The organism is Pseudomonadota bacterium (genome assembly GCA_037200975.1).
GTDB lineage: Bacteria > Pseudomonadota > Gammaproteobacteria > Steroidobacterales > Steroidobacteraceae > CADEED01.
In genome coordinates this window covers 2,384,056-2,404,688 of sequence record JBBCGI010000001.1, presented here as the reverse complement: position 1 = coordinate 2,404,688, position 20,633 = coordinate 2,384,056, and the positions used below count along the sequence as shown (strand labels likewise).

At 64.1% G+C, this 20,633-nt stretch carries 25 protein-coding genes and 1 pseudogene; 10 read left to right on the top strand and 16 right to left on the bottom strand.

What is annotated here, in order from left to right; all coding sequences use genetic code 11:
• The first annotated feature begins 13 nt into the window (after nucleotides 1-13).
• Both WDO72_10820 and leuA read left to right on the top strand, forming a co-directional pair.
• Nucleotides 14-898 carry a cytochrome c oxidase subunit 3 gene (locus tag WDO72_10820; protein ID MEJ0086167.1) on the top strand — a complete coding sequence of 295 codons (885 nt, stop codon included), beginning with the start codon at nucleotides 14-16 and terminating at the stop codon, nucleotides 896-898.
• Between the two features lie 294 nt (nucleotides 899-1,192).
• Nucleotides 1,193-2,866 (top strand): 2-isopropylmalate synthase, encoded by a 1,674-nt coding sequence (leuA, locus tag WDO72_10815; protein MEJ0086166.1) that lies wholly within the window; start codon nucleotides 1,193-1,195, stop codon nucleotides 2,864-2,866.
• Nucleotides 2,867-2,901: 35 nt separating this feature from the next.
• On the opposite strand, the gene WDO72_10810 is transcribed toward leuA, so the two are convergent.
• The 4 genes from WDO72_10810 to WDO72_10795 form a co-directional block, all read right to left on the bottom strand.
• Nucleotides 2,902-3,738 (bottom strand): prolipoprotein diacylglyceryl transferase, encoded by an 837-nt coding sequence (locus tag WDO72_10810; GenBank protein MEJ0086165.1) that lies wholly within the window; start codon nucleotides 3,736-3,738, stop codon nucleotides 2,902-2,904.
• A 56-nt stretch (nucleotides 3,739-3,794) separates the two neighbouring features.
• Complete coding sequence (locus WDO72_10805) at nucleotides 3,795-4,220, bottom strand: hypothetical protein (protein ID MEJ0086164.1); 426 nt, start codon at nucleotides 4,218-4,220, stop codon at nucleotides 3,795-3,797.
• Nucleotides 4,221-4,258: 38 nt separating this feature from the next.
• The gene (locus WDO72_10800) at nucleotides 4,259-5,299 is read right to left on the bottom strand and encodes an aspartate-semialdehyde dehydrogenase (protein MEJ0086163.1); all 1,041 of its coding nucleotides are present in this window, start codon (nucleotides 5,297-5,299) and stop codon (nucleotides 4,259-4,261) included.
• A gap of 239 nt (nucleotides 5,300-5,538) precedes the next feature.
• Nucleotides 5,539-5,754 (bottom strand): twin transmembrane helix small protein, encoded by a 216-nt coding sequence (locus tag WDO72_10795; GenBank protein ID MEJ0086162.1) that lies wholly within the window; start codon nucleotides 5,752-5,754, stop codon nucleotides 5,539-5,541.
• Between the two features lie 77 nt (nucleotides 5,755-5,831).
• On the opposite strand from WDO72_10795, the gene WDO72_10790 reads away from it, so the two are divergent.
• Genes WDO72_10790 through WDO72_10770 form a run of 5 tightly spaced genes read left to right on the top strand, consistent with a single transcriptional unit; the run spans nucleotide 5,832 to nucleotide 9,498 of the window.
• Nucleotides 5,832-6,509, top strand: coding sequence for an SURF1 family protein (locus WDO72_10790; GenBank protein ID MEJ0086161.1), 678 nt, complete (start codon nucleotides 5,832-5,834; stop codon nucleotides 6,507-6,509).
• The gene (locus WDO72_10785) at nucleotides 6,509-7,096 is read left to right on the top strand and encodes a cytochrome oxidase assembly protein (protein MEJ0086160.1); all 588 of its coding nucleotides are present in this window, start codon (nucleotides 6,509-6,511) and stop codon (nucleotides 7,094-7,096) included. Before WDO72_10790 ends, WDO72_10785 begins: the two co-directional genes overlap by 1 nt.
• Nucleotides 7,093-8,127 carry a COX15/CtaA family protein gene (locus tag WDO72_10780; protein ID MEJ0086159.1) on the top strand — a complete coding sequence of 345 codons (1,035 nt, stop codon included), beginning with the start codon at nucleotides 7,093-7,095 and terminating at the stop codon, nucleotides 8,125-8,127. The genes WDO72_10785 and WDO72_10780 overlap by 4 nt, the downstream gene beginning before the upstream one ends.
• A gap of 43 nt (nucleotides 8,128-8,170) precedes the next feature.
• Nucleotides 8,171-9,097, top strand: a complete 927-nt coding sequence (locus tag WDO72_10775; GenBank protein MEJ0086158.1) for a heme o synthase — start codon at nucleotides 8,171-8,173, stop codon at nucleotides 9,095-9,097.
• Between the two features lie 2 nt (nucleotides 9,098-9,099).
• Nucleotides 9,100-9,498 (top strand): hypothetical protein, encoded by a 399-nt coding sequence (locus tag WDO72_10770; protein ID MEJ0086157.1) that lies wholly within the window; start codon nucleotides 9,100-9,102, stop codon nucleotides 9,496-9,498.
• 102 nt (nucleotides 9,499-9,600) lie between these two features.
• Here the strand turns inward: WDO72_10770 and WDO72_10765 are convergent, their stop codons facing one another.
• Entirely contained in the window at nucleotides 9,601-10,065 is a 465-nt protein-coding gene (locus tag WDO72_10765; protein ID MEJ0086156.1) for a hypothetical protein, read from the bottom strand.
• Nucleotides 10,066-10,169: 104 nt separating this feature from the next.
• Here WDO72_10765 and WDO72_10760 point away from each other — a divergent pair, with 104 nt between their 5' ends.
• On the top strand, nucleotides 10,170-10,382 hold the full coding sequence (locus WDO72_10760; GenBank protein ID MEJ0086155.1) for a dodecin family protein: 213 nt from the start codon (nucleotides 10,170-10,172) through the stop codon (nucleotides 10,380-10,382).
• Nucleotides 10,383-10,445: 63 nt separating this feature from the next.
• Here the strand turns inward: WDO72_10760 and WDO72_10755 are convergent, their stop codons facing one another.
• Nucleotides 10,446-11,990, bottom strand: a complete 1,545-nt coding sequence (locus WDO72_10755) for a S41 family peptidase (GenBank protein ID MEJ0086154.1) — start codon at nucleotides 11,988-11,990, stop codon at nucleotides 10,446-10,448.
• A gap of 148 nt (nucleotides 11,991-12,138) precedes the next feature.
• On the opposite strand from WDO72_10755, the gene WDO72_10750 reads away from it, so the two are divergent.
• On the top strand, nucleotides 12,139-14,184 hold the full coding sequence (locus WDO72_10750) for an MASE1 domain-containing protein (GenBank protein MEJ0086153.1): 2,046 nt from the start codon (nucleotides 12,139-12,141) through the stop codon (nucleotides 14,182-14,184).
• 6 nt (nucleotides 14,185-14,190) lie between these two features.
• Nucleotides 14,191-14,982, top strand: a complete 792-nt coding sequence (locus tag WDO72_10745) for a hydroxyacylglutathione hydrolase (GenBank protein MEJ0086152.1) — start codon at nucleotides 14,191-14,193, stop codon at nucleotides 14,980-14,982.
• A gap of 97 nt (nucleotides 14,983-15,079) precedes the next feature.
• On the opposite strand, the gene WDO72_10740 is transcribed toward WDO72_10745, so the two are convergent.
• From WDO72_10740 to WDO72_10695, 10 genes and pseudogenes are all read right to left on the bottom strand, one after another.
• Nucleotides 15,080-15,466, bottom strand: a complete 387-nt coding sequence (locus tag WDO72_10740) for a GFA family protein (protein MEJ0086151.1) — start codon at nucleotides 15,464-15,466, stop codon at nucleotides 15,080-15,082.
• On the bottom strand, nucleotides 15,463-15,900 hold the full coding sequence (locus tag WDO72_10735) for a hypothetical protein (GenBank protein MEJ0086150.1): 438 nt from the start codon (nucleotides 15,898-15,900) through the stop codon (nucleotides 15,463-15,465). Before WDO72_10735 ends, WDO72_10740 begins: the two co-directional genes overlap by 4 nt.
• Nucleotides 15,870-16,493, bottom strand: coding sequence for an FMN-binding negative transcriptional regulator (locus WDO72_10730; GenBank protein MEJ0086149.1), 624 nt, complete (start codon nucleotides 16,491-16,493; stop codon nucleotides 15,870-15,872). Before WDO72_10730 ends, WDO72_10735 begins: the two co-directional genes overlap by 31 nt.
• Before the next feature lie 193 nt (nucleotides 16,494-16,686).
• The gene (locus tag WDO72_10725) at nucleotides 16,687-17,061 is read right to left on the bottom strand and encodes a DUF423 domain-containing protein (protein ID MEJ0086148.1); all 375 of its coding nucleotides are present in this window, start codon (nucleotides 17,059-17,061) and stop codon (nucleotides 16,687-16,689) included.
• Between the two features lie 6 nt (nucleotides 17,062-17,067).
• Complete coding sequence (locus WDO72_10720) at nucleotides 17,068-17,412, bottom strand: GFA family protein (protein ID MEJ0086147.1); 345 nt, start codon at nucleotides 17,410-17,412, stop codon at nucleotides 17,068-17,070.
• Between the two features lie 17 nt (nucleotides 17,413-17,429).
• Nucleotides 17,430-17,552, bottom strand: a pseudogene (locus WDO72_10715) (DUF4440 domain-containing protein).
• Between the two features lie 4 nt (nucleotides 17,553-17,556).
• Nucleotides 17,557-18,609, bottom strand: a complete 1,053-nt coding sequence (locus WDO72_10710) for a hypothetical protein (GenBank protein MEJ0086146.1) — start codon at nucleotides 18,607-18,609, stop codon at nucleotides 17,557-17,559.
• Between the two features lie 102 nt (nucleotides 18,610-18,711).
• On the bottom strand, nucleotides 18,712-19,230 hold the full coding sequence (locus WDO72_10705; protein ID MEJ0086145.1) for a class IV adenylate cyclase: 519 nt from the start codon (nucleotides 19,228-19,230) through the stop codon (nucleotides 18,712-18,714).
• A 35-nt stretch (nucleotides 19,231-19,265) separates the two neighbouring features.
• Nucleotides 19,266-19,724 carry a DoxX family protein gene (locus WDO72_10700; protein ID MEJ0086144.1) on the bottom strand — a complete coding sequence of 153 codons (459 nt, stop codon included), beginning with the start codon at nucleotides 19,722-19,724 and terminating at the stop codon, nucleotides 19,266-19,268.
• Nucleotides 19,725-19,988: 264 nt separating this feature from the next.
• On the bottom strand, nucleotides 19,989-20,597 hold the full coding sequence (locus tag WDO72_10695; protein MEJ0086143.1) for a glutathione S-transferase family protein: 609 nt from the start codon (nucleotides 20,595-20,597) through the stop codon (nucleotides 19,989-19,991).
• Nucleotides 20,598-20,633: the final 36 nt, after the last annotated feature.

The following is a 20,633-nucleotide window of genomic DNA, read 5'->3' as shown; positions in this document are numbered from 1 at the left end:
ACAGGGTTTATTCATGTCACAGGCATCTGTCGGTCACGAAAAGTATTACGTCCCCCACGAGAGCCGCTGGCCGATCATCGGCTCCGCTGCGTTCTTCACGATGTTGCTCGGCGTCATCTCGCTGCTCAACGACTGGGCGCCGGCATGGGCGATCCTGCCGGGCTTCGCGCTCGTGGTGTACATGTTCATCGGCTGGTTCGGCACCGTCATCGGTGAAAACCAGCAGGGCGTGTACGGACTCGACGTCGACCGCTCGTTCCGCATGGGAATGATGTGGTTCATCTTCTCGGAGGTGATGTTCTTCGCGGCCTTCTTCGGCGCGTTGTTCTACGCGCGTGTGTTGTCCGTGCCGTGGCTGGGCGGCGAAGGCACCAAGGTCATGGCAAACGAGTTGCTGCATCCGCTGTTCGAGAACGCCTGGCCGACCAACGGCCCGTCGAAGCTCGGCCCGAACGCCAGCGGCACGTTCGAGATCATCCCGGCGATGGGTTTGCCGGCGATCAACACCATCATCCTGCTGCTGTCGGGCGTGACGGTGACCGTCGCGCATCACGCGCTGCGTGCCGGCAAACGCGGTCTGCTCAACATTTTCCTCGCCGCGACCTTCCTGCTCGGCTTCCTGTTCGTCTATCTGCAGGCGACCGAGTATCACCACGCGTACACGGAGCTCGGACTCACGCTCGGCACCGGCATCTACGGCTCCACGTTCTTCATGTTGACCGGCTTCCACGGTTTCCACGTGACGCTGGGCGCGATCATGTTGTTCTGCATCTGGCTGCGCACGATGAAGGGCCACTTCACGCCGGAGCGGCATTTTGCGTTCGAGGCGGTGGCCTGGTACTGGCACTTCGTGGACGTGGTCTGGCTCGGCCTCTTCATCTTCGTCTACTGGATCTGACCCGGACCGGGTCGGCTTCCTGATGGCAGACGGCGCGCTTCGGCGCGCCGTTTTCATTGGCGGCGTTGTGAATCGCGCGCGACTGCGGTAGCGTCCGGCTCCATGAATCGCAACGAACAGCCGGGCTTCACGCCCTTTTGCCGCGCCACCGCGCAGGCGCTGCTTCGTTCGCTGCTCCTTCTTGCGCCCTAGGCGCAAACACACTCGCGTCACCAGTCGGCGCTTACAAGACTGGAACCCACGACCTCCGCCCACCGCGGAGAAGTCCCGTGCATCGTTCCGAGTGATTCAGCCATGTTGAAAGATCCTTCCAAGAGATACCGCCCGTTCGCGCCCATCGACCTGCCCAACCGGCAGTGGCCGTCGCGCACGCTCGACACCGTGCCCGTGTGGTGCAGCACCGATCTGCGCGATGGCAACCAGGCGCTGTTCGAGCCGATGAGCCGCGAGACCAAGAAGCGGCTGTTCAAGACGCTGGTCGGCGTCGGCCTCAAGGAAATCGAAGTGGGCTTTCCCTCCGCGTCGGACACGGATTTCCAAACCGTGCGCGACCTGATCGAGCAGAAGCTCATCCCCGATGACGTGACGATCATGGTCATCACTCAGGCGCGCGAGGAACTGATCAAGCGCACGGTCGAGTCGCTGCGCGGCGCGCGCCGCGCCATCGTGCACGTGTACAACGCCACGGCGCCCGTGTGGCGGCGCGTGGTGTTCAACATGAGCACGCCCGAGGTGATGCAGCTCATCAGCAAACAGGTCGGGCTCATCAAGCAGCTGACGGATGCGCAGCCGGAAACGGAGTGGGTGCTCGAGTATTCGCCCGAGACCTTCAGCATGACGGAGCTGCCGGTGGCGCTCGAGGCTTGCAACACCGCGATTCGCGCCTGGGATGCCGGCCCCGGCCGGCCCATCATCATCAACCTGCCGACCACGGTCGAGAACGCGACGCCGAACATCTTCGCCGATCAGATCGAATGGATGTCGACGCAGCTTCAGCGGCGCGAACACGTGGTGTTGTCCGTGCACACGCACAATGATCGCGGCACGGGTGTGGCGGCGGCCGAGCTCGGGATGCTGGCGGGCGCGCAACGCGTCGAAGGTTGTTTGTTCGGCAACGGCGAACGTTCCGGCAATGTGGATCTGGTGACCCTGGCGCTGAACTTCTACTCGCAGGGAATTCATCCGGGGCTCGATTTCTCGGACATCAATTCGGTCGCGCGCGCGGTGGAAGAGGCCACGCGCCTGCCGATCCATCCGCGCCATCCGTACGTGGGCGACCTTGTGTTTACGGCCTTTTCTGGCTCGCATCAGGACGCCATCAAGAAAGGCATGGCGGCGCAGAAGCCGGATGGGATCTGGGAAGTGCCGTACATCCCGGTGGACCCGGCCTGCCTCGGCCGCACCTACGACAGCGTCATCCGCGTGAACAGCCAGTCGGGCAAGGGCGGCATCGCCTATCTTCTCGAACGCGACTACGGAGTCGTGATGCCGCGGCGCATGCAGGTGGAATTCAGCGCGCTCGTGCAGAGCCACGTCGATTCGTCCGAGACCGAGATGACCTCGCAGCAGCTCTGGGCGCTGTTCGAGTCGACCTATCTCGCCATCGATCTCGACGTGTCGTACCACGGGCATCACCTGTTCGAGGAAGGCGACAAGCAGGGCATCGAGCTCGAGATGACCGTGGCCGGGAATCGCCGCAAGCTGCGCGGCGTCGGTTCGGGCCCGATCGCGGCCACCGTGAATGCACTGGCGCTGCCGATCCGCATCGACAACTACGAGGAACGGGCGTTGCGCTCCGGGGCCGATGCGTCGGCGCTGGCGATCGTCGAGGCCGCGCGCGACGGCGTACACGGCGTTCGTTATGGCGCGGGCCGCCATGCGAATATCGCCACGGCTTCGGTGCTGGCGGTGCTCAGCGCCGCGCGCCGGCTCGGCGTCAGCGCGAAGGATCTGCAGGCGGGTCGTTAGGCCGCCTAGTCAGGCAGAGTCGTCAGCCAGCGTCGTCAGGCAGTGGCGGCCGGAGCGGCGCGGCGGCGAAAGATCAGCAGCGCGATACCCGCAACGATGCAGAGCACGGAGATGATCTGCGCCTGCGTGATCGCCGCGCCGGCGATGTCATACGTCGTGTTCACACGGATCGGCTCGATCGCGAACCGCTCGAGCCCGACCAGCAGCACATACAGGCCGAACAACCAGCCGGGTTTGTGGCCCTGCTTGCGTAACCGCCACAACACCGCGAACGCGATGAAGGCCATCACGCTCTCGTAGATGGGCGTGGGATACACGCCCGGCGCATCGATGAGCACACCGGCGATGTTGCCGTCGTAGGTCTGCGCCCACAGCCAGTCGGGCAACCAGCCCGGCTTGGCCGCGAGGTCCGCGGCGATGCCCCAGTCGCCGTCGCCCGAAATCTGGCAGCCGATCCGCCCGATGCCGTACGCCAGCATGAGGCCGGGCGACACCGCGTCGAGCATGGTCAGCGGCGGGGCGTGTTTCTTGCGGACGTAAATGAGCCCGCACAGCAACCCGATGATGAGGCCGCCGTAAATCGTGAAGCCGCCGCGCGACAGCAGCATGGCGATCGGGTGTTCGAGGAACTCGCGCGGATGCTCGAGCAGATGGAAGAGGCGCGCGCCGATGAGCCCGGAGAAAAAGCCGATCATGCCGACGTTGGCCATGAAGTCGGGCTGCTGACCGGGCACCAGGCGCCGCGTTTCGCGCGTCGCGACGTGCAGGCCCGCGAAAAAGGCGATTCCCACCATCAGTCCGAAGGTGGGAATCGGCAGCGGCAGGTTGATGCCGAGCGCGTGCAGGACGTCTGTCAGGTAGGGAAATGCCACCGGCGGAGTATGCGCGATCGGCGCGGCGCAGATCGCAGTAGCGCTCGGCCCGCCTGTTAGGCGGCGTACCGCGGAATCGGGTCGAGATCGGGCTCGACGAATCGCGCGCGTGCCCGGTCCGAGAACAGCAGCTCGGTACTGTAATGAGAAAGCATGATGCGGCTGTCGAGCAACATCGGCTCGCGCTCGATGAAGTCGTCGGCCGACAGCGCCGTCGGGCAGCAATGCATGAAGTGATGCACGGCGAGGATCCAGCCGCGCGTCAGGGTCTCGTGGTACTTCGTCGGCGTGATGCCGTGGAGCTTGAGGAAATTCACGAGCGCGGCGCGCATGAGTTCGGAGGCGCGTTCGATGTCGTTGTCGGCCAGGTACACGTACGCCAGGCGGATGTGCGCGCGGTGGGAAAAATCCGCGGGCGCAAATGCGCCCGCTTCGAATGCCGTGCGAAATTCCCGGTCGCTGGCGGAAAGTTCATGTTTCATCACGGCGGCCTCGCTCGATCGATACCGGTGTGAGTACATCAGGCCAATAAACGTTCCGCAATCTGAACGGCATTTAATGCGGCGCCCTTGCGCAGTTGGTCGCCGGCGACGAACAGAGCGAGCGTGCGGCCCGTGGGATCGCTCACGTCCTTGCGGATGCGGCCGACCAGCACTTCGTCCTTGCCGCTCGCGTCGACCGGCATGGGGAAGTAGTTTCGCTCCAGCTCGTCCACCACGCGCACGCCGGGGGCGGCGGCCAGAATGGCGCGCGCTTCGGCGACCGACAGCGGCTCTTCGAGCTCGATGTTCAACGCGATGCAATGGGCGCGTAACACGGGGACCCGCACGCAGGTGGCGGTGATGCGCAGGTTCGGCTCGCCGAAGATCTTGCGCGTCTCCTGCATCACCTTGGTTTCTTCCTCGTTGTAACCGGTCTCCGGGTCCACCTTCGTGTTGTGCGAGAACACGTTGAACGCGTACGGATGCGGCAGCACCTTGGGCGTGAAGGCACGGCCTTCGAGATGCGCGCGCGTGGATTCGCTGAGCTCTTCCATCGCGGCCGCGCCGGCGCCCGAGGCGGCCTGGTAGGTGGACATCGTGATGCGGTTGATGCGCCGCTTCCGATGCAGCGGCCACAGCGGCGTCGCGGCTACGATGGCCACGCAGTTCGGATTCGCGATGATGCCGTTGTGGCGTGCGAGCGCGCCGGCGTTGATCTCGGGTACGACCAGCGGCGTGTTCGCGTCCATGCGGAAGGCGGAGGAGTTGTCGACCACGATCGCACCGGCTTTCACCGCGACGGGCGCGAAGCGCTTCGACTGCGCGCCACCGGCGGAGAACAACGCAATGTCCACGCCCTCGAGGCTCTGGTCCGTCAGCTCCTGCACGGCCAGATCGCCGCCGCGGAATTTCATCGTCTTGCCCGCGGAACGCGCGGAGGCCAGCAGGCGCAGCTCGACCAGCGGGAATTTGCGCTGTTCGAGGCACTGCATGAGCTCGACGCCGACGGCGCCGGTGGCGCCCGCGATGGCGACGACGGGATTCTTGCGGCTGCGGACGGTTTGTTCGGACGATGACATTGGTGGCTCCGGAAATGAAAAGGCCCCGCGAAGTTTCCTGCGCGGGGCCTTGGGATTCTTGGTGGCTGTCGAATCAGCGCGCGCAAGACCTCAAGGCCCCAGAGGGCTTGGTCTTGATCGTCTTTTTCGTGATGGCGCGAATCATGGGGGGCGCAATGTAGCGGAGCCGCCGGTGCCCGGTAAAGGGGACATGCCTATTTTTTCGGAAAAAAATAGGCATGTCCCCTTTACCGCGCTACCTAGTGCGGGGTGATCTTGTTGGGCTCGATCAGGCCGTTGTAGTACGCGAGCATCAACAGAATGAAGAGGATGACCGACAGGCCGACCCGGACGGTCAGCGCGCGCGCCATCTTCTTCGAATCGCCTTTGCCTTTTGACAGGTGAAACAGCGCGCTCCCCAGGCTTCCGATGATCGCGAAGAGCACGACGATGACAAGAATCTTGATCACGTCCATGGGGCCGCACTTTACACTTCGTCCCCATGCCGATCCGATTTTCCGCGTTTGGGAGGGTATTCGCGCCGTCCTGGCCGATGACCCTGCTCACGCTCATCGCGCTGCTGGCTTTCTTCGGCCTCGGACGCTGGCAATGGCAACGCGGTGAGGCCAAGCAGGCGGTCTGGGCGGAGTACGAACGCGATGGTGGCGCGGAAAAACTGGGCTCCCGGGCGTTCGACAATCTCGCCCGCTTCGCGCGCATCGAAGTCACCGGGCACTTCCAGCCCTGGCATCAGTTTCTGCTCGACAACATCTCGCATGAAGGACGGCCCGGCTACGAAGTACTCACGCCCTTCGTCCTCCTCGACGGCCGCCGCATCCTCGTGAACCGCGGTTGGGTGCCGTTCAGCGGCTATCGCGATCGCCTGCCCGATGTGAGCCTGCGCGATCCCGGCGAAGTCACGATCACCGCCCGTATCGATGAGCTGCCGAGCGGGGGGCTCGCCAGCGGTCGCGCGGCGCCGGAGGCCGGGCCGAACTGGCCCAAGCTCACCAGCTTTCCGACACCTGCGGATCTCGCCACCGCGCTCGGCACGAAGCTTTCGAGACGCATCCTGCTGCTGGATGCAAACAACCCGCATGGCTACGTGCGCGACTGGCAACCACCCGGTCTGCCGCCGATGCGGCATCTTTCGTACGCCATTCAATGGTGGGGTTTTGCGGTAGTGCTGCTCGTGCTCTACTTCGGCCTCAATTTTCGCAAGGTGTCCTGATGCAAGATCCACGCGCGCGTGGCCGCCGCACACTGTTGATCGTCGCGGCGGTGTTTTTCGTTCCGGTGATCGCCGCGTTCGCGCTGTATTACGGCGAGGTATGGCGGCCGGCGGGTTCCTCCAGCAAAGGGGAGCTCATCACGCCCGCGCGTCCGCTCGAGATCGCCGGGCTGCGCAATCCCGACGGCACACCGGCCGCACCCGGCGTGCTCGCCGACAAATGGACACTCATCTATATAGGTGACGGTGCCTGCGATGCGGATTGCCGCGCGGCGCTGGTATACGGGCGCCAGTCGCGGCTCGCGCTCAACAACGAGATGACACGCGTGCAGCGGGTATTTCTCGCCACCGGCAACTGCTGCGCCCACGATTATTTCGCCGCGGAACAACCCGGGCTGCTGGTGCTGGATGCGTCGGCGGCCGCCGCCTTGTTAGGTGAGTTTCCGGCGGATCGCTCCCGCTCGCTGTTCATCGTCGATCCACTCGGCAATCTCATGATGCGGCACGACGCCGGCGTTGCCAACCAGACCAGCAAGGACCTGCTGACCGATCTCAAAAAGCTGCTCAAGCTTTCGCACATCGGGTGAGCAACCCCGACCATAAACACGTGGTTGCCTGGATCAGGCGGCTCGCGCTGTTCGGCGCGCTGCTGTGTTTCGGCGTGGTGGTGCTGGGCGGCTACACGCGGCTGTCGAATTCCGGACTCGGCTGCCCCGACTGGCCCGGATGTTTCGGTCATATCGCGCCGACCGGCAGCGCTGAGCACTACGCGAGCGATGCCGACGTGCGCAAGGCGTGGGTGGAGATGATCCACCGTTATTTCGCCAGCACGCTCGGGCTGATCATCGTCGTCATCGCGGCGTTGTCGATCCGCGCGCGCCGGGAGCGCGGCGTGAGTGTGCCGTTCGCGACGACGCTGCTGGTGCTGGTCGTGTTGCAGGGCATGCTCGGCATGTTGACCGTCACCTGGCTGCTGAAGCCGCTTATCGTCACCGGCCATCTGGTCGGCGGACTAACTACCTTCGCTATGCTGCTGTGGTTGTGGTTATCGATGCGCGCGCAGGCGCGCGAAGTCGATGGCGCAACGGTGCTGGCCGGCAACCGGCTGGTGCAGTTCGGCGGCCGCGCGCGCCTGTGGGCCGGGCTCGCGCTGGCGGCGCTGGCGCTGCAGGTATTCCTCGGCGGCTGGACCAGCAGCAATTACGCCGCGCTCGCCTGCCCGGATCTGCCCCGCTGCCAGAACCAGTGGATCCCCGAGGCGGACTACGAGGATGCATTCGTGTTGTGGCGCGGGCTCGGCATCAATTACGCCGGCGGCGTGCTCGATCATCCGGCGCGCGTGGCCATTCATTTCATGCATCGGGTGGGCGCCGCCGTCGCGACGATCCTGCTGCTGCTGGCGGCTTTTTCGGCCCTGCGCGGGCTCGGACGAGCGCCCCGCGTGGCCGCGCTGGCCGTGATCGGCGCGCTGGTGTTGCAGATTTCAATTGGCATTTTCATGGTGTTGCGTGCCTTTCCACTCGAACTCGCGGCGGCACATAACGCGGGCGCCGCGCTGCTCGTAGGAGCGACGGTGCTCCTCAATCGCAGGCTCCGGCCGGTGGCGGATTTTCGCTGATCGATTGGGCTAAACTGCCGCCCCTTTCCAGGAGCCCAGGCGTTTGGCCACCCCCGACCCCATCGTCGCAACAGCATCCACCGCGAGCTGGCGCAGCTACTACGAGCTGACCAAACCGCGCGTCGTCATGCTGATCGTGTTCACGTCCATCGTGGGCACGTTGCTGGCGTCGACCGGAATGCCGCCGTGGGACGCGCTGGTGTTCGGCAATCTCGGTGTCGGCTTCGCGGCGGCGAGTGCCGCGGTGATCAACCATGTGCTCGACGAGCGCATCGACGCGCAGATGTCGCGCACGAAACGGCGGCCACTGCCCACCGGCAAGATGACGCCGCGCTCGGCGCTGGTGTTCGCCGGCGTGTTGTGTGTGTTGTCGATGAGCATCCTGGTGCTGCTGGTGAACGTGCTCACCGCGTTGCTCACCTTCGCTTCGCTGATCGGCTACGCGGTGGTCTACACCGTGTGGCTCAAGCGCGCGACCTCGCAGAACATCGTCATCGGCGGAGCTGCCGGCGCCGCGCCGCCGGTGCTGGGCTGGGCCGCCGTGACGAACTCGATCGATTCGGATGCGCTGCTGCTGTTCCTGATCGTGTTCGTCTGGACGCCGCCGCACTTCTGGGCGCTGGCCATTGCGCGCAAAGATGAATACGCCAAGGTCGGCATTCCGATGCTGCCCGTCACACACGGCGTCGCGTTCACGCGGCTGCAGGTGTTGCTGTACACGGTGTTGCTGACGGCCGTGACGCTGATGCCGTTCGTCACCGGCATGAGCGGGCTCATCTACCTGGCGGCGGCGCTGGTGCTCAACGGCATGTTCATCTACTACGCGCTGCAGATGAAGCTGACCGAGCGCGCGCACCTGCCGATGAAGGTGTTCCGGTTTTCGATCACGTACCTTATGTGGCTGTTCGCCGCGCTGCTGGTGGATCACTATCTACCGACGACGCAGGGAATCAAGCTGCTGCCCGTTTGAGCTTGACGACGCCACTGCAACTGCCCGCGCGTTTCAACGGCCAGTTCGGCCTGGTGCTCTATTACCAGCATCACGGGTTGTTGCTGCTGCGTTCCGGCGACCGCGACGATGGCGGGCCGAGGCGCATCGACCTCTTGTTCCGCGGCGTGGTGTGGATGTCGATCCCGTCGTGGTTCGGCGATTTCACCGTCGAGCAGTGCCTGCTCGATGAAGTGCTCGAATACATTCCGCCGAGCCAGCGCGGCAAGGCCGAATCGCGCAAGGTGTACCGCGTGGATATCGATCGCACGCCGCACTACATCATCGCGGGCGGGGTGTTCGCCTCGAGTGACGACGCGTCGTACTTCGATCCGTCACCGCTGCTGCCCGAACTAGAGGTAAACCTCAAGTTCAACGATTGAAGGGGTTAAAAGGGGACATGCCTAATTAACTGAGGGGTTGCGCCGGTGGCGCAACCCCTCAGTTAATTAGGCATGTCCCCTTTTAACCCCTTTAATTCGCGGTCACATCTCGGGGATGATTTCCGTGCGCAGGAAATCCAGGCGCGATTGCAGCTCGCGCGCGTTGTCTTCGGTGGGCTCGGCTTCCACCGGGTACACCTCTTCCATATCGGTGTCGTTGACCACCGCGGCGACCCAGTCATCCATGATGTAGCAGTAACACTCCAACGCCGCGCGCGGCGTATCCGCGCTTTCGCTGACGAAGTAGGCGGAAGGCAGGTCGCCGACCACGATCCACAACGAATCGTCGGGCGAATCGGCGATCGCTTCCGTGAAATCCACCAGGAACAACGCGACCACCTCGCCGATGCCGTACGCCAGGTAGAAATTGCGGATCGGCGGGCACCACTCCTGGCCGGTGATGAAATCCTTGGCCTCCTCGCCCATCTCCTGCAGCAGTTTGGTGTCTTCGTCGTCTTCGCCGCGGATGTCCGCCAGCAGTTGAAAGCTTTCGCGATTGAGGCTCATGGGGCCGAAGTCTAAGGGGCGCGCCCAGCGCCTGCTGCAATTCCGTCGTTGGAGAAACTCCGCAAGGAGTCCAAGATGCCCCTCCAAATCACGAGGAGACGTCCATGTCAGTCGCCAAGGTCATCGAGATCATCGCGGGCAGCAAATCGAGTTTCGAGGATGCCGTGAAGAAGGGCATCTCGCGCGCATCGGAGTCCGTCAACGACATCACCGCGGCATGGGTGCAGGATCAGAACGTGATCGTCGAGAACGGCAAGATCGTCGAGTACCGCGTGACGTTGAAGGTCACGTTCGTGCTCAAGAGCAAGAAGAAGTAAGAAGCCGCCGGCAACAGCTGCCTGGTTCGCGGAATCGGCGACCGGCGCCGATTCCGCGAACGTTCACTGCATGCGGCGAATGATGCGGTTCTGGCGCGCCATGGGCTTGGACACCCATTGGCCCTGGAGCGTGCCGCCCGCCAACGACGCCTTGGCAACACGCGGCGGCGACACGCCCGAGGCGGTCGGACACGTGAGGTTGTTGCTCGCGCGAAATGCCAGCGCCGCCGCGATACGGCCTTCGGCCGCGTCACCCATTGCGTGCGTGTAGTCGTCCGCAACCGAACAACCCGGCACGACGGTGCCCGCGTCGGCGGCCGCGGTGTTCGCCGGGGAGAAGCCATCGGTGTAGTCGCCGAAATTCATGGCGTTCTCACCGCGGAACTGGATTGAGAAATAGGTGACGCCGCAGTTGTCGGTGGGATAGAAGCCGTACGGTTTGCCGCAGGTGGTAGAGCCGATGATGAAGACTTCCACGCCCGCGCCGCGCAGCGAATTGATGATGGACTCGCTCGCCGAACAGGTGCCCGGACCGACAATGACGTAGACACGTGTCAGGTTGAGCGTGGGCAAAGCCTGGTCGAGCGGAGCCTGGAAGCCCGTCGTCGAATGGAAAGGAGTCGGCGCGAGGATTTCGCCCGTGACCGGATTGCGGCTCGGGTTCTTGTCGTTGAAGACTATCTTCTCGAACGTCTTGCCGGTGAGCAGCGAGGTGTTGCCGATCATGTAGGCAAGCTCGCTCGCCATGTCCAGATAACCGCCGCCGTTGTAACGCACGTCGAGGATGAGGTCGGTGACGTTCGCGGTCTTGAGCGTGTTGATGGCCGTGATCAGCGGCCGTTCCGCCGTCGCGATGTGGTCGTTGAACTGGATGTAGCCGACGGTGCCGTTCTCGAAGGTCTTGTAGATAGGCACCGGTGAGTGCGTGATCGTGGCGGAGGTCATGGTCACGGTGCGCGACACACCCGCGGTGTTGCGCACGCGGAACGTGTGCGTCTCGCCGGTGTTGGCGGGGAACAGGCCGGCGTTCAGGACGTCGGAATTCCCGGCGACGACGTCTACCCCGTCCACCTGCAGAACTTCATCGCCGCGGTTGAGGTTGGTTTCCGCGGTCGTGCCCGGGTCGGTGTACACGACCACGATGCGGCGCGGAGGATAAGCTGCGAGCACGTCGAATTCCGCGCCGTACCCGGCCTCGGTCCCACCCTGCGAGAGCGCTTCCCACTCGTCGGTGTCATAGGTGAAATGGAACTTGTCCTTGTCCGCATTTTTGGGAGCCGTCTTCGCGGGAGTCTTCAGCAGGTCGAAGTAGGCGTCGGTGGTGTACAGCGCCGGATTGAGGTCGGGCACCTCGGAGTACCAGAGGTACAGCTCGTTGGTCCAGGAACGCAGCCAGTTGTTCTGGTCCGTGATCGTTCCGGCGCGATCGGCCGTCCCGGGACGCGGGTTCACGCATTTGGCGTCGAAATTGGCCGAGGGCTGAAATACGCCCGGCTGCCAGGTTGAACCGCCCGGAAAGCTGCCGCCGCCGTTGCCACCCCCATTGCCGCCACCCCCATCACCGCCGCCACCGCAGGCGGCCAGCGCGAGGAACCAAGGAAGCAGCAAGACCCTGAATTTATAGTCTCTTTTCACCGGAAAGCCCTCTCGAACCCTTTCGCAATCGGTTTATGCGCCACTATGCACGCGTGGAAGCAAACAACAAATCGTCGCTCCCAAGCTACGGTCCAGGTCTCGTTCTATTATTGCAGCGGTCATGAATCGTCATCTTCGACCGTTCGGACTGAAGTTAGGTCCCCTGACCGCAGCGGCAGTCTATTTTCCGTTGCATTTCGTTGCCGTAGGCATCGGCCTCACCCTGCTGATCGCGCCGCAGGGGGTCGGGGTTTTCTGGCCGGCGACGGGCACCCTGTTCGCATTCCTGTTGCTGTATCCGGCGCGTTACTGGCCGGCGCTGGCCGCGTTTGGATTCGCGGCCGAGTTGTCGGCCCACGAATTGTTCGCGCCGCAGATTCCCTACACCGTCTCCGGCCTGCTCTTCTTCGTGAAGTTCGCCGCGGCCTTGCTCGGCACCGCCCTCATGCAAGTCGGCGTGCGCGGCCCGATCTCCTTCGCGCGCCTGCGCCACGTGTTGTGTTTCGCGGTCGCGGCGCTGGGGTCGACACTCGTCTGCGCGATCGTCTCCGTCGCGCTGCGCGCGGGCACCTTCACGGCTGGGCGCGAATTCTGGCTGTCCGTCCAGAACTGGTGGATCGGCGATTTCCTGGGCGCATTGGTCGTCACGCCGTTGCTGCTCACCATCGGTTTCCATGGCCTGGCGCTGACCGGCACGCGCGGCGGCCGCGCGGCTACCTACTCGGCGTTCGGCGTGCTGCTGCTGCTGTTGGGCGCGGTATTCCTGCGGCACCGCGGCCCGGAGCTGACGCCGCTCGACGTGCCCTACATCGTCTACCCGGTGCTGGTGTGGATAGCGCTGCTGGGCGGCGCCCGCCGCACCGCGCTTGCGGCGGGTCTGGCCGTCGCCATCGCGTCCCTCGCCACGACGCGCGGGCTCGGCCCGTTCGAAAGTCCCTACCAGCTGCAGACTTTCCTGGCGCTGTGCGTGTTGCCGGTGTTGCTGCTGCAGGCGGTGATGGCGGAGCGCGACGTGGCCATCGAAAAGGCTCGCTGCAGCGACGAGCGTTACCGCGCCTTCATCGCCAACAGCTCCGAGGCGATCTTCCGCACCGAGCTCGCGGAGCCCATGCCGGTGACGCTGCCGCCCGACGATCAGATTGCGTGGGTGCGCAAACATGGCTACGTGGCCGAGTGCAACACCGCGTTCATGGTGGCGCTGGGCGTGAAGGATGCACCGAGCCCGATCGTCGGGACGCGGCTCGGCGATCACCCGACCTGGTCGCGGGTTTATATAGAACGCATCCGGGAAGCGATCCGCAATGGCTACCAGGTGCGCAATATCGAACACGTGGTGCACGGTCCTTACGGACTCGATCGCGTGTTGCTGATTTCGATGATCGGCATCGTCGAGAAGGGGCACGTGCTCAGGTTCTGGGGCAGCGGCCGCGACGTCACGGCTATGCGCGAAGCCGAACACGCCTTGTCGCAGCACGATTCGCAGCTGCGCGCGCTCGCGACGGAAATCACGCTGGCCGAGGAACGCGCGCGCCGCAAGCTCGCGAGCGAGCTGCACGATGGGCCCGCGCAGAACCTCGCCGGCATGGCGATGCAGCTCGCCGAGATCAAGCGCGGCATGAATGATCGCGACAAGCTGCAATTGCTGGTCGAGGCCGAGCAGGTCCTGGCCGATGCGACCACGCAGACGCGCACGCTGATGCTGGAGCTCGCGCCACCCGGGCTGCACGACACCGGCCTGATCGAGGCGTTGCGCTGGCTGGCGGATCGTGTCGGCAAGCAGCAGCGCATCGCGGTCACGATCGAAGATGACGGTTCTTTGAAGCCTTTGGAAGATCAGATCACCGTCCTGTTGTTTCAGACGGTGCGCGAACTGCTGCAGAACGTGGTGAAACATGCGCGTTCCAAGCGCGCCACGGTGCGCTGCGGCGTGGCCGACGATCTGCTCACGCTCGACGTGCTCGATCCCGGCGTGGGTTTCGAAGTGCACGCCATCGACCGGCTGCCGACGCGGCAGGGCGGCTTCGGCCTGTTCAACATTCGCGAGCGCCTCAAGCTCATGGGTGGCAGTATCGACATTCACTCCATCGTCGGTGAAGGCACCACGGTCCGGATCCGGGTTCCCTTGAAGCCGCAACATGGATTGTTCGACGAAGCCTTGAGGGCCTGAAGTGAAATGCTGATCGAAAGAATCTGGGCCGCGAACGAGTTACGCAATTTCCAATACCTCATCGCCTGTTCGCAGAGCGGTGAGGCACTCATCGTCGATCCGCTGGATGCGCGGCAATGCCTCGATGCGGCGCGCGCGCACAACTTCACGATCACGCAGGTTCTCAATACCCACGAACATCTCGATCACACCGCGGGGAATGCGGCGGTGGTCGCGGCGACCGGCGCGAAGGTGCTGGCGCATGCCGGCGCGGCGGGCGTGATCGGCGGGGTAGATAGGGGGCTCGCGCGCGGCGACGTCATCAAGGTCGGCAAGACCGTGGAGCTCGAGGCGCTCGATACGCCGGGGCATACACGCGCGCATGTCTGCGTGCTGGCGCATTGCGATGCGCCAGCGCTGTTCTGCGGCGACACGTTGTTCAATGCCGGCGCGGGCAATTGCCACAACGGCGGCGATCCCGGGTTGTTATACGAGACGTTCGTGAACCAGCTCGCGAAGCTGCCGGAAGGGACGCGCGTGTATCCCGGGCATGAATACATGGCACGCAATCTGGCATTCACGCTCGATCGCGAGCCGGGCAATGTGGATGCGGCCAAGGCGTATGCCACGGCCCGCGCGCAGGACCCGGCGTCGGCGCGTATCACCACACTCGGTGAGGAGAAACGCGTCAACGCGTTCCTGCGCCTGCAGAATCCCGAGATCATCGCGCGCCTGCGGGAAAAGTTTCCCGGCATCGGCGAGAGCCCGGATGCGCGCACGGTGTTCGTGAAGCTCCGCGAGCTGCGCAACAAGTGGTGAGGAAGGGAGTGGTGCCGGGGTGCAATTCTCGTAATTGAGCAGACGGTCGCTCTTGTACATACGCCGGCTCAATTACGAGAATTGCACCCCGGCACCACTACGCGACGAACTCTCCGCGCCCGGCCGGGTAATGTTTCTCCCAGTTGCGGCCGTCAACGGCGTTGATCTTCATGCTCTTGATCGTGTCCGAATCGATGCAACGCGCGTTCACGCTGAAACCATCGGGATGCGAGCGCGGCACGTAGAACGACTTGATGCCGCAGGTCGAGCAGAAGAGATGTTTCGCGGTCCCGGTGTTGAACGTGTAGTTCGTCAGCGCGTCCTCGCCCCGCAGCAGCCTGAATCGATCCGCGGGCACGATGAGGTGCAGAAAGCCGGTGCGGTTGCACATCGAACAATTGCAGTCGTCGATGATGAGCTCGGCCGGCGCGTCCACCTCGAAACGGACGCGGCCGCAATGGCAGCCGCCCTGGTGTTTGATCATTTCGATGAATCCCGTAAGTGTGGGCGCGCCACCAGCATGGGTGTCACGAACATGAACGCCAACCCCAACAACATCAGGCCGCCTCTGGCCGGATTGTAGTCGGAGAGCAGTCGATCCCATGGCGTACCCACCGCCCGGCCGATCGAGAATTCGAACACCAGAGTGAGAACGACCCACAACCCGCCGACGATGAGCTGCTGGCGCCGCGTGCGCGCGCCCAGCCAGCGCGAGGTGAACCACGCGACGGCGAAGATGATGACGCAACCCACGGGAACGCCCATCTGTCGGGCGCGTAACCCGCCGATCACGGGAGCAATGAACATCTCACGCACCGCGCCGTGTGCGGTCTCGACCAGCATGAAGCCCATCCACACCACGACGGCGCGATGCCACGGCACCGCGGTCAGCGTTTCGCTTCGTGATCCAGTGTCCATTGCAAGGCATCCGCCGCACCGGCATCGCTGGGCCGGCCGCGTTTTCGCAGCTCCGCGATGAGCTTCTCACGTTGCTCGCGGGTCCGGTTTTGCGCGAGCTTCCACTTCACCTTGCGCGCGCGCACCGTCAGCGTCAATGCGCGGATTTCCTTGAACGGCCCGCGATACATGGCATGCGCGGTGCTCACCGGCGTGTGCCCGCCCGCCGGCTGATAGTGCGCCATGAGCCGCTGCTGCTGCGCGGCGAGCACTTCCGCATCTTCGGACACCACCGCGTCGCACTCGAAGATCACCACGCGGTGATAGGCGGTCGCGAACATCGCGTTGGTCGCGTGGATCCAGTTGGAAGGGATGGTGCCGTGGATCTCGTCCACCTCGAATGCGCATTTCTTGTTAGTAAGCAGATCCGTCAACTGTTCGTCATCGCGATGCAGGTGGATTTCGACGGTCTCGCCGAGGAACAGGAACGGATACAGCCCGATGTGCGGCTGGCCGTCGGCGCTCACGGTGACGAACCGGCCCAATTCCTGTCCGGAGACGAATTCGCGCAGGACCGCATCGGGAACGTCTGCGTAGTAGTCGTAGAAGATCATCCGCGCATCTTAGTCACGCACCTGGGCGCCAGACAGGGCCAGCGGGCGCGAAACCCGCGGACACCCGGCATCACAGCCGGATACACCCCAATCTGCAGCGCTGGTAGTCGAACTTCCGCGCGCGTCGCTGGCGCTGCGCGCAAAATCCATCTAGCAGTCCTCACGTCACGGCTGCGAGGATAGAAGAATTGCGTCAGCGCGGCGCACGGATCGCGCCGATGGCCAGACACAACCAGCCGGTCAGGAATGCCAGACCGCCGAACGGCGCGATGGCGCCCAGCCATCGCGTCCCGGTCAACGCCAGTAGATAGAGACTGCCGGAGAAAATGACGATGCCGACGATGAACATCCACCCGGCAACCGCAAAGGCCTTGTTCTGCCACCGCGCCCAGGCCCAGGCGGCCGCGACGATCGCGAACACGTGGTACATCTGGTACCGCACAGCCGTTTCGAAAATCGCGAGAAGATCTGGTGCGAGCCGTGACTTCAGCCCATGCGCCGCGAACGCCCCGAGCGCGACACCCACGAAGCCGGCCACGCCGGCGAAAATATAGAGCAGCCGATCCAAGCGGACTTACATCGCCCGGCCGTTGAAGTGCTGCACCGGGATCTTTTCGAGCTCGATCCCGTCGAGCACGCGGACATTGACCGCCGCCATCTTGTTGCCCTTGGGGTCGACACCTTCGCCGAAGGAGAGGATGCCGCAGGTCTTGCAGAAGCGGTGCTTGATGACGTGTTTGTTGAAAGTGTAGGTGGTCAGCTCCGTCTCACCTGTCAGCTTCATCTTGTCTCGCGGCACGAACCACAACAACGAACCGCGCTTCTGGCAGATGGAGCAGTTGCACGAGATGACCCCGGCAATCTCGCCTTCGACTTCGATGGTGACCTTGCCGCAATGGCAGGCGCCGCGATGGACCATATCGCCCCTCCCTGTAGTTAGTTGCCGGCCGGCGTCAACAGGTTCGCGTCGCGCGCCAGCTGCCACCGTCCCGCCGTCTTTCGAAACACCGGGAGTGTATGCCCGGCACGTCGGATCGGCACACCCCCGGGCGGGGTGACGAGGTCACGGCTTCTTTTCGGGTTCGGGCGGCGCGTTGATGTACACCGCTTCGGCGGACATGATCGCCCCGCCCACAGGCGCCGCGCTGGTAAACGTCACGTTGCCGTTGGTGACGCCACGCATGACGCGGCGGGGCCCCGCCGGCATCGCCATGCCGAACTGCGCGCGCATGTCTTTCTGCGCCTGCTGATATTCCGTGTAGGCGTTGTTCTGTTCGGTGCTGAGGATGCCGCGCGCCTGCGACGCGACGCGGTCGTTGTAATCCTCTTCCCAGGCCATGCGGGTCTTCTGGAATTCTTCCATGTCCATGCCGTCGGCATAGTCGGGGGCGGGCACGCGATCGCGTTCTTCCGCCATCGCCTTCAGCAGGCGCTTGCGTTGATCTTCGTTGAGCGGGGCATCGTAGCCTTCGAGCTGGCGCGAGAGCATTTCGAGCTCCGCCCGGGCGGGCAGCGACTTCTGATACTCCTGCAGCGATGCGACATTGTCGTCGCCGATGAGTGCGTCGATCTCGGACTGCAGCCTGCGCTGCTTCTCGGCCCACGCATTCTGAAAGTCCACCGCTTCCTGCCCTTCGCGGAACGGCTCGAGCGAACCTGTCTGCTGGTCGGTGATCAGGTCGATGAGCTTGTTAGTCTGGTCCTTGCTCAAGCCGAGCGCCGAACCCACGTCGCCGTACAAGCGCTTGTTGTGCGCCCTGGTCTGCGCTCGCATCATTTTCTGCATGGCCTCGGAACGCTGCGGTAACGGCCGGGCCGACCAGGGGGACATCTTTGGCCCGTCGGCCTCGCTCACCGTGGAGCCGGAGGCGGGCGCCGGCGGCTTGCCGGGTTCGCCCGCGACGCGCCCGCCGAAGGTGTTGGCGGCCACGAAAACTCGCGCGCTGAATGCCCCGCGCGCCTTTTCGAGCTCCGCGATGCGGGCGTTGAGTTCCGCACTGTGCGCTTCGACCTGCGCGGCGCGAGCGCGCTCGTTCTGCAATTCACTCCACAGATAGAACGCACTGCTGCCCGACGCAGCCGTGGCCACGATCAGCCCCAGGCTCCATGCTTTCATTCGAGTTGCTCCCTTGTCAGCCACAACAGATGACCGGCAGACGCGCAGCCGGTTCCATTGCACGGGCCATTGTCCCCGTGGAGGGTCAGCGGGAGAAGTCTTTCAGGCCTGCTGCGCCAGCAGCAAATCGAGGTAGGCGCCTTCGATCAGCTGCCCGGGTTGAATCCCGAGCCGATCCATGAGGTCGCTTGCTTCTCGAACGCCCTGTTCTGCCGGCTCATCGTCCACCAGCATGACTTCGAGCTCGAGAAAATGGCCGAGACCCTCGACGCGGTCCAGGTGAACGCGGGTACGCCCGACCAGGAAGAGAGTGCGGTACTTGCGGATGCGACCGATTTGTCCGTAGGCCAGCGAAAGCGATTCACGAAGTGTCTCTGGTGAAGAAGTGGGGGACCGTAGATAGAACGACTCCTTCGGTCCCGTCTGGTTCACTCGCCGGTAGAAAATAAGTTCGCCGGAGTCGTTGGAGAAGGCGCGCAGCTTGAGGCGGCCCGTGTCGCAGGTGAAGAAGGTGTCGTCCTGCGCGATCTCGAGAGGACCTTCCGAGGCGATCCCGGCCACCAGGGGTTTGAGCACGGCCACGTTTTCGATACGCGCCTTGATCTCGATGTTACGGGCCATCCGTGGCTGCCTGTGTTTCCCGGGCCTTGGCCGGCCTACAGCTTGAGGCGCACTCCGCCATTTGAGCGCGGCATGTCGTTGGCGCGCAGTGCCGCATCGACCGAGAAACGGCCGGCGCCATGGGTCGCCAGATACAGGCCGATGAAGACCAGGCAACCCGACGGGAACACGCCGCGCATGCCTTCGAAGCGATCGACCATGGCGATGGCGATGGCGAAGTTGAGGGCGCAGAAAATGCCGGCCCAGCGCGTGAACATCCCCAGGATGAACCCGGCACCGATCGCGAGCTGCAGGTACACGGAAACAGGCGCCAGGATCCCGGGGCTCGGAAAGCGATGTTTGCGCAGGAATTCCGCGAATTCGTGCATGCGTTCGCTGCTCGCCACGTTATCCCAGACACCCCAGATCAGGAAAATTCCCACGAACACTCGCAGCAGCAGCAACGCGAAGTCCGCGAATTGCTGCGCGGAGTTCAGTAACAGGAGTTTCCGCATGAATCCCTCTGGCGCCCGGGTACGTATCGGGCCCGCAAGAGTATGGGTGGTCTGCCGGGCGCGACCACGCGATAGTAACCGCATCGCGGCCCATTCTGACCCGTCTCCGGGTGGCGACGCCCGGATAAGTCACTGCCCGGTGTGGGCGCGCTCCACCTCAGCCACCCGGGTTCCGGCGTGCGCGCGCCGGGCGGCGGTCACCCGTGGGACGACCGGGACGACATCGTGATTCCAGCGCCATCCGCGCCACGCGCGCGCTTTCCCTCACGCCGGCTTGTGCAGCAGCACTACGTGGCCGGGTTGCGCCGCGACGCGCTCTAACCACTTGCGCACGTGTGGATAGGGAGTGAGATCGTGACCACCGTCCGGCGCGACATGTGAATACGCATACAACGCAATGTCGGCGATGGTGTAACGGTCGTCCACGAAGAAGTCGCGCGTGGCGAGGTGCTGTTCCATCACGGCGAATGCGGCCCGGCCTTTCTCCAGGCGCGCGGGAATCTCGGCGCGGCGCGGGTGGTCGGCCGGAAAATGCCGCATCAGGTAGCGAGGCGTGGCGACGTACGGCTCGTGGCTGTACTGCTCGAAGAACATCCACTGCAGCACCTGCGCGCGGCCGAGCTGCGTCGCCGGCACGAAGCGCGAACCTTCGGCCAGGTACCACATGATGGCGTTGGATTCGGCCAGGTTGGTGCCGTCGTCGAGCTCGAGCGTCGGGATGCGTCCGTTTGGATTGCGCTTGAGGAACTCCGGCGTGCGCGTCAGCCCCTTGTCGATGTCCACGTCGGTCCAGTCGTATTTCTGGCCGAGCTGCGCGAGCAGCAGGCGCACCTTGTAGCCGTTGCCGGAATCGAGATAGTCGAACAGGTGCATGCGTGTTCCCCGCGGTAGTCTGGCTGCGCAGTATCG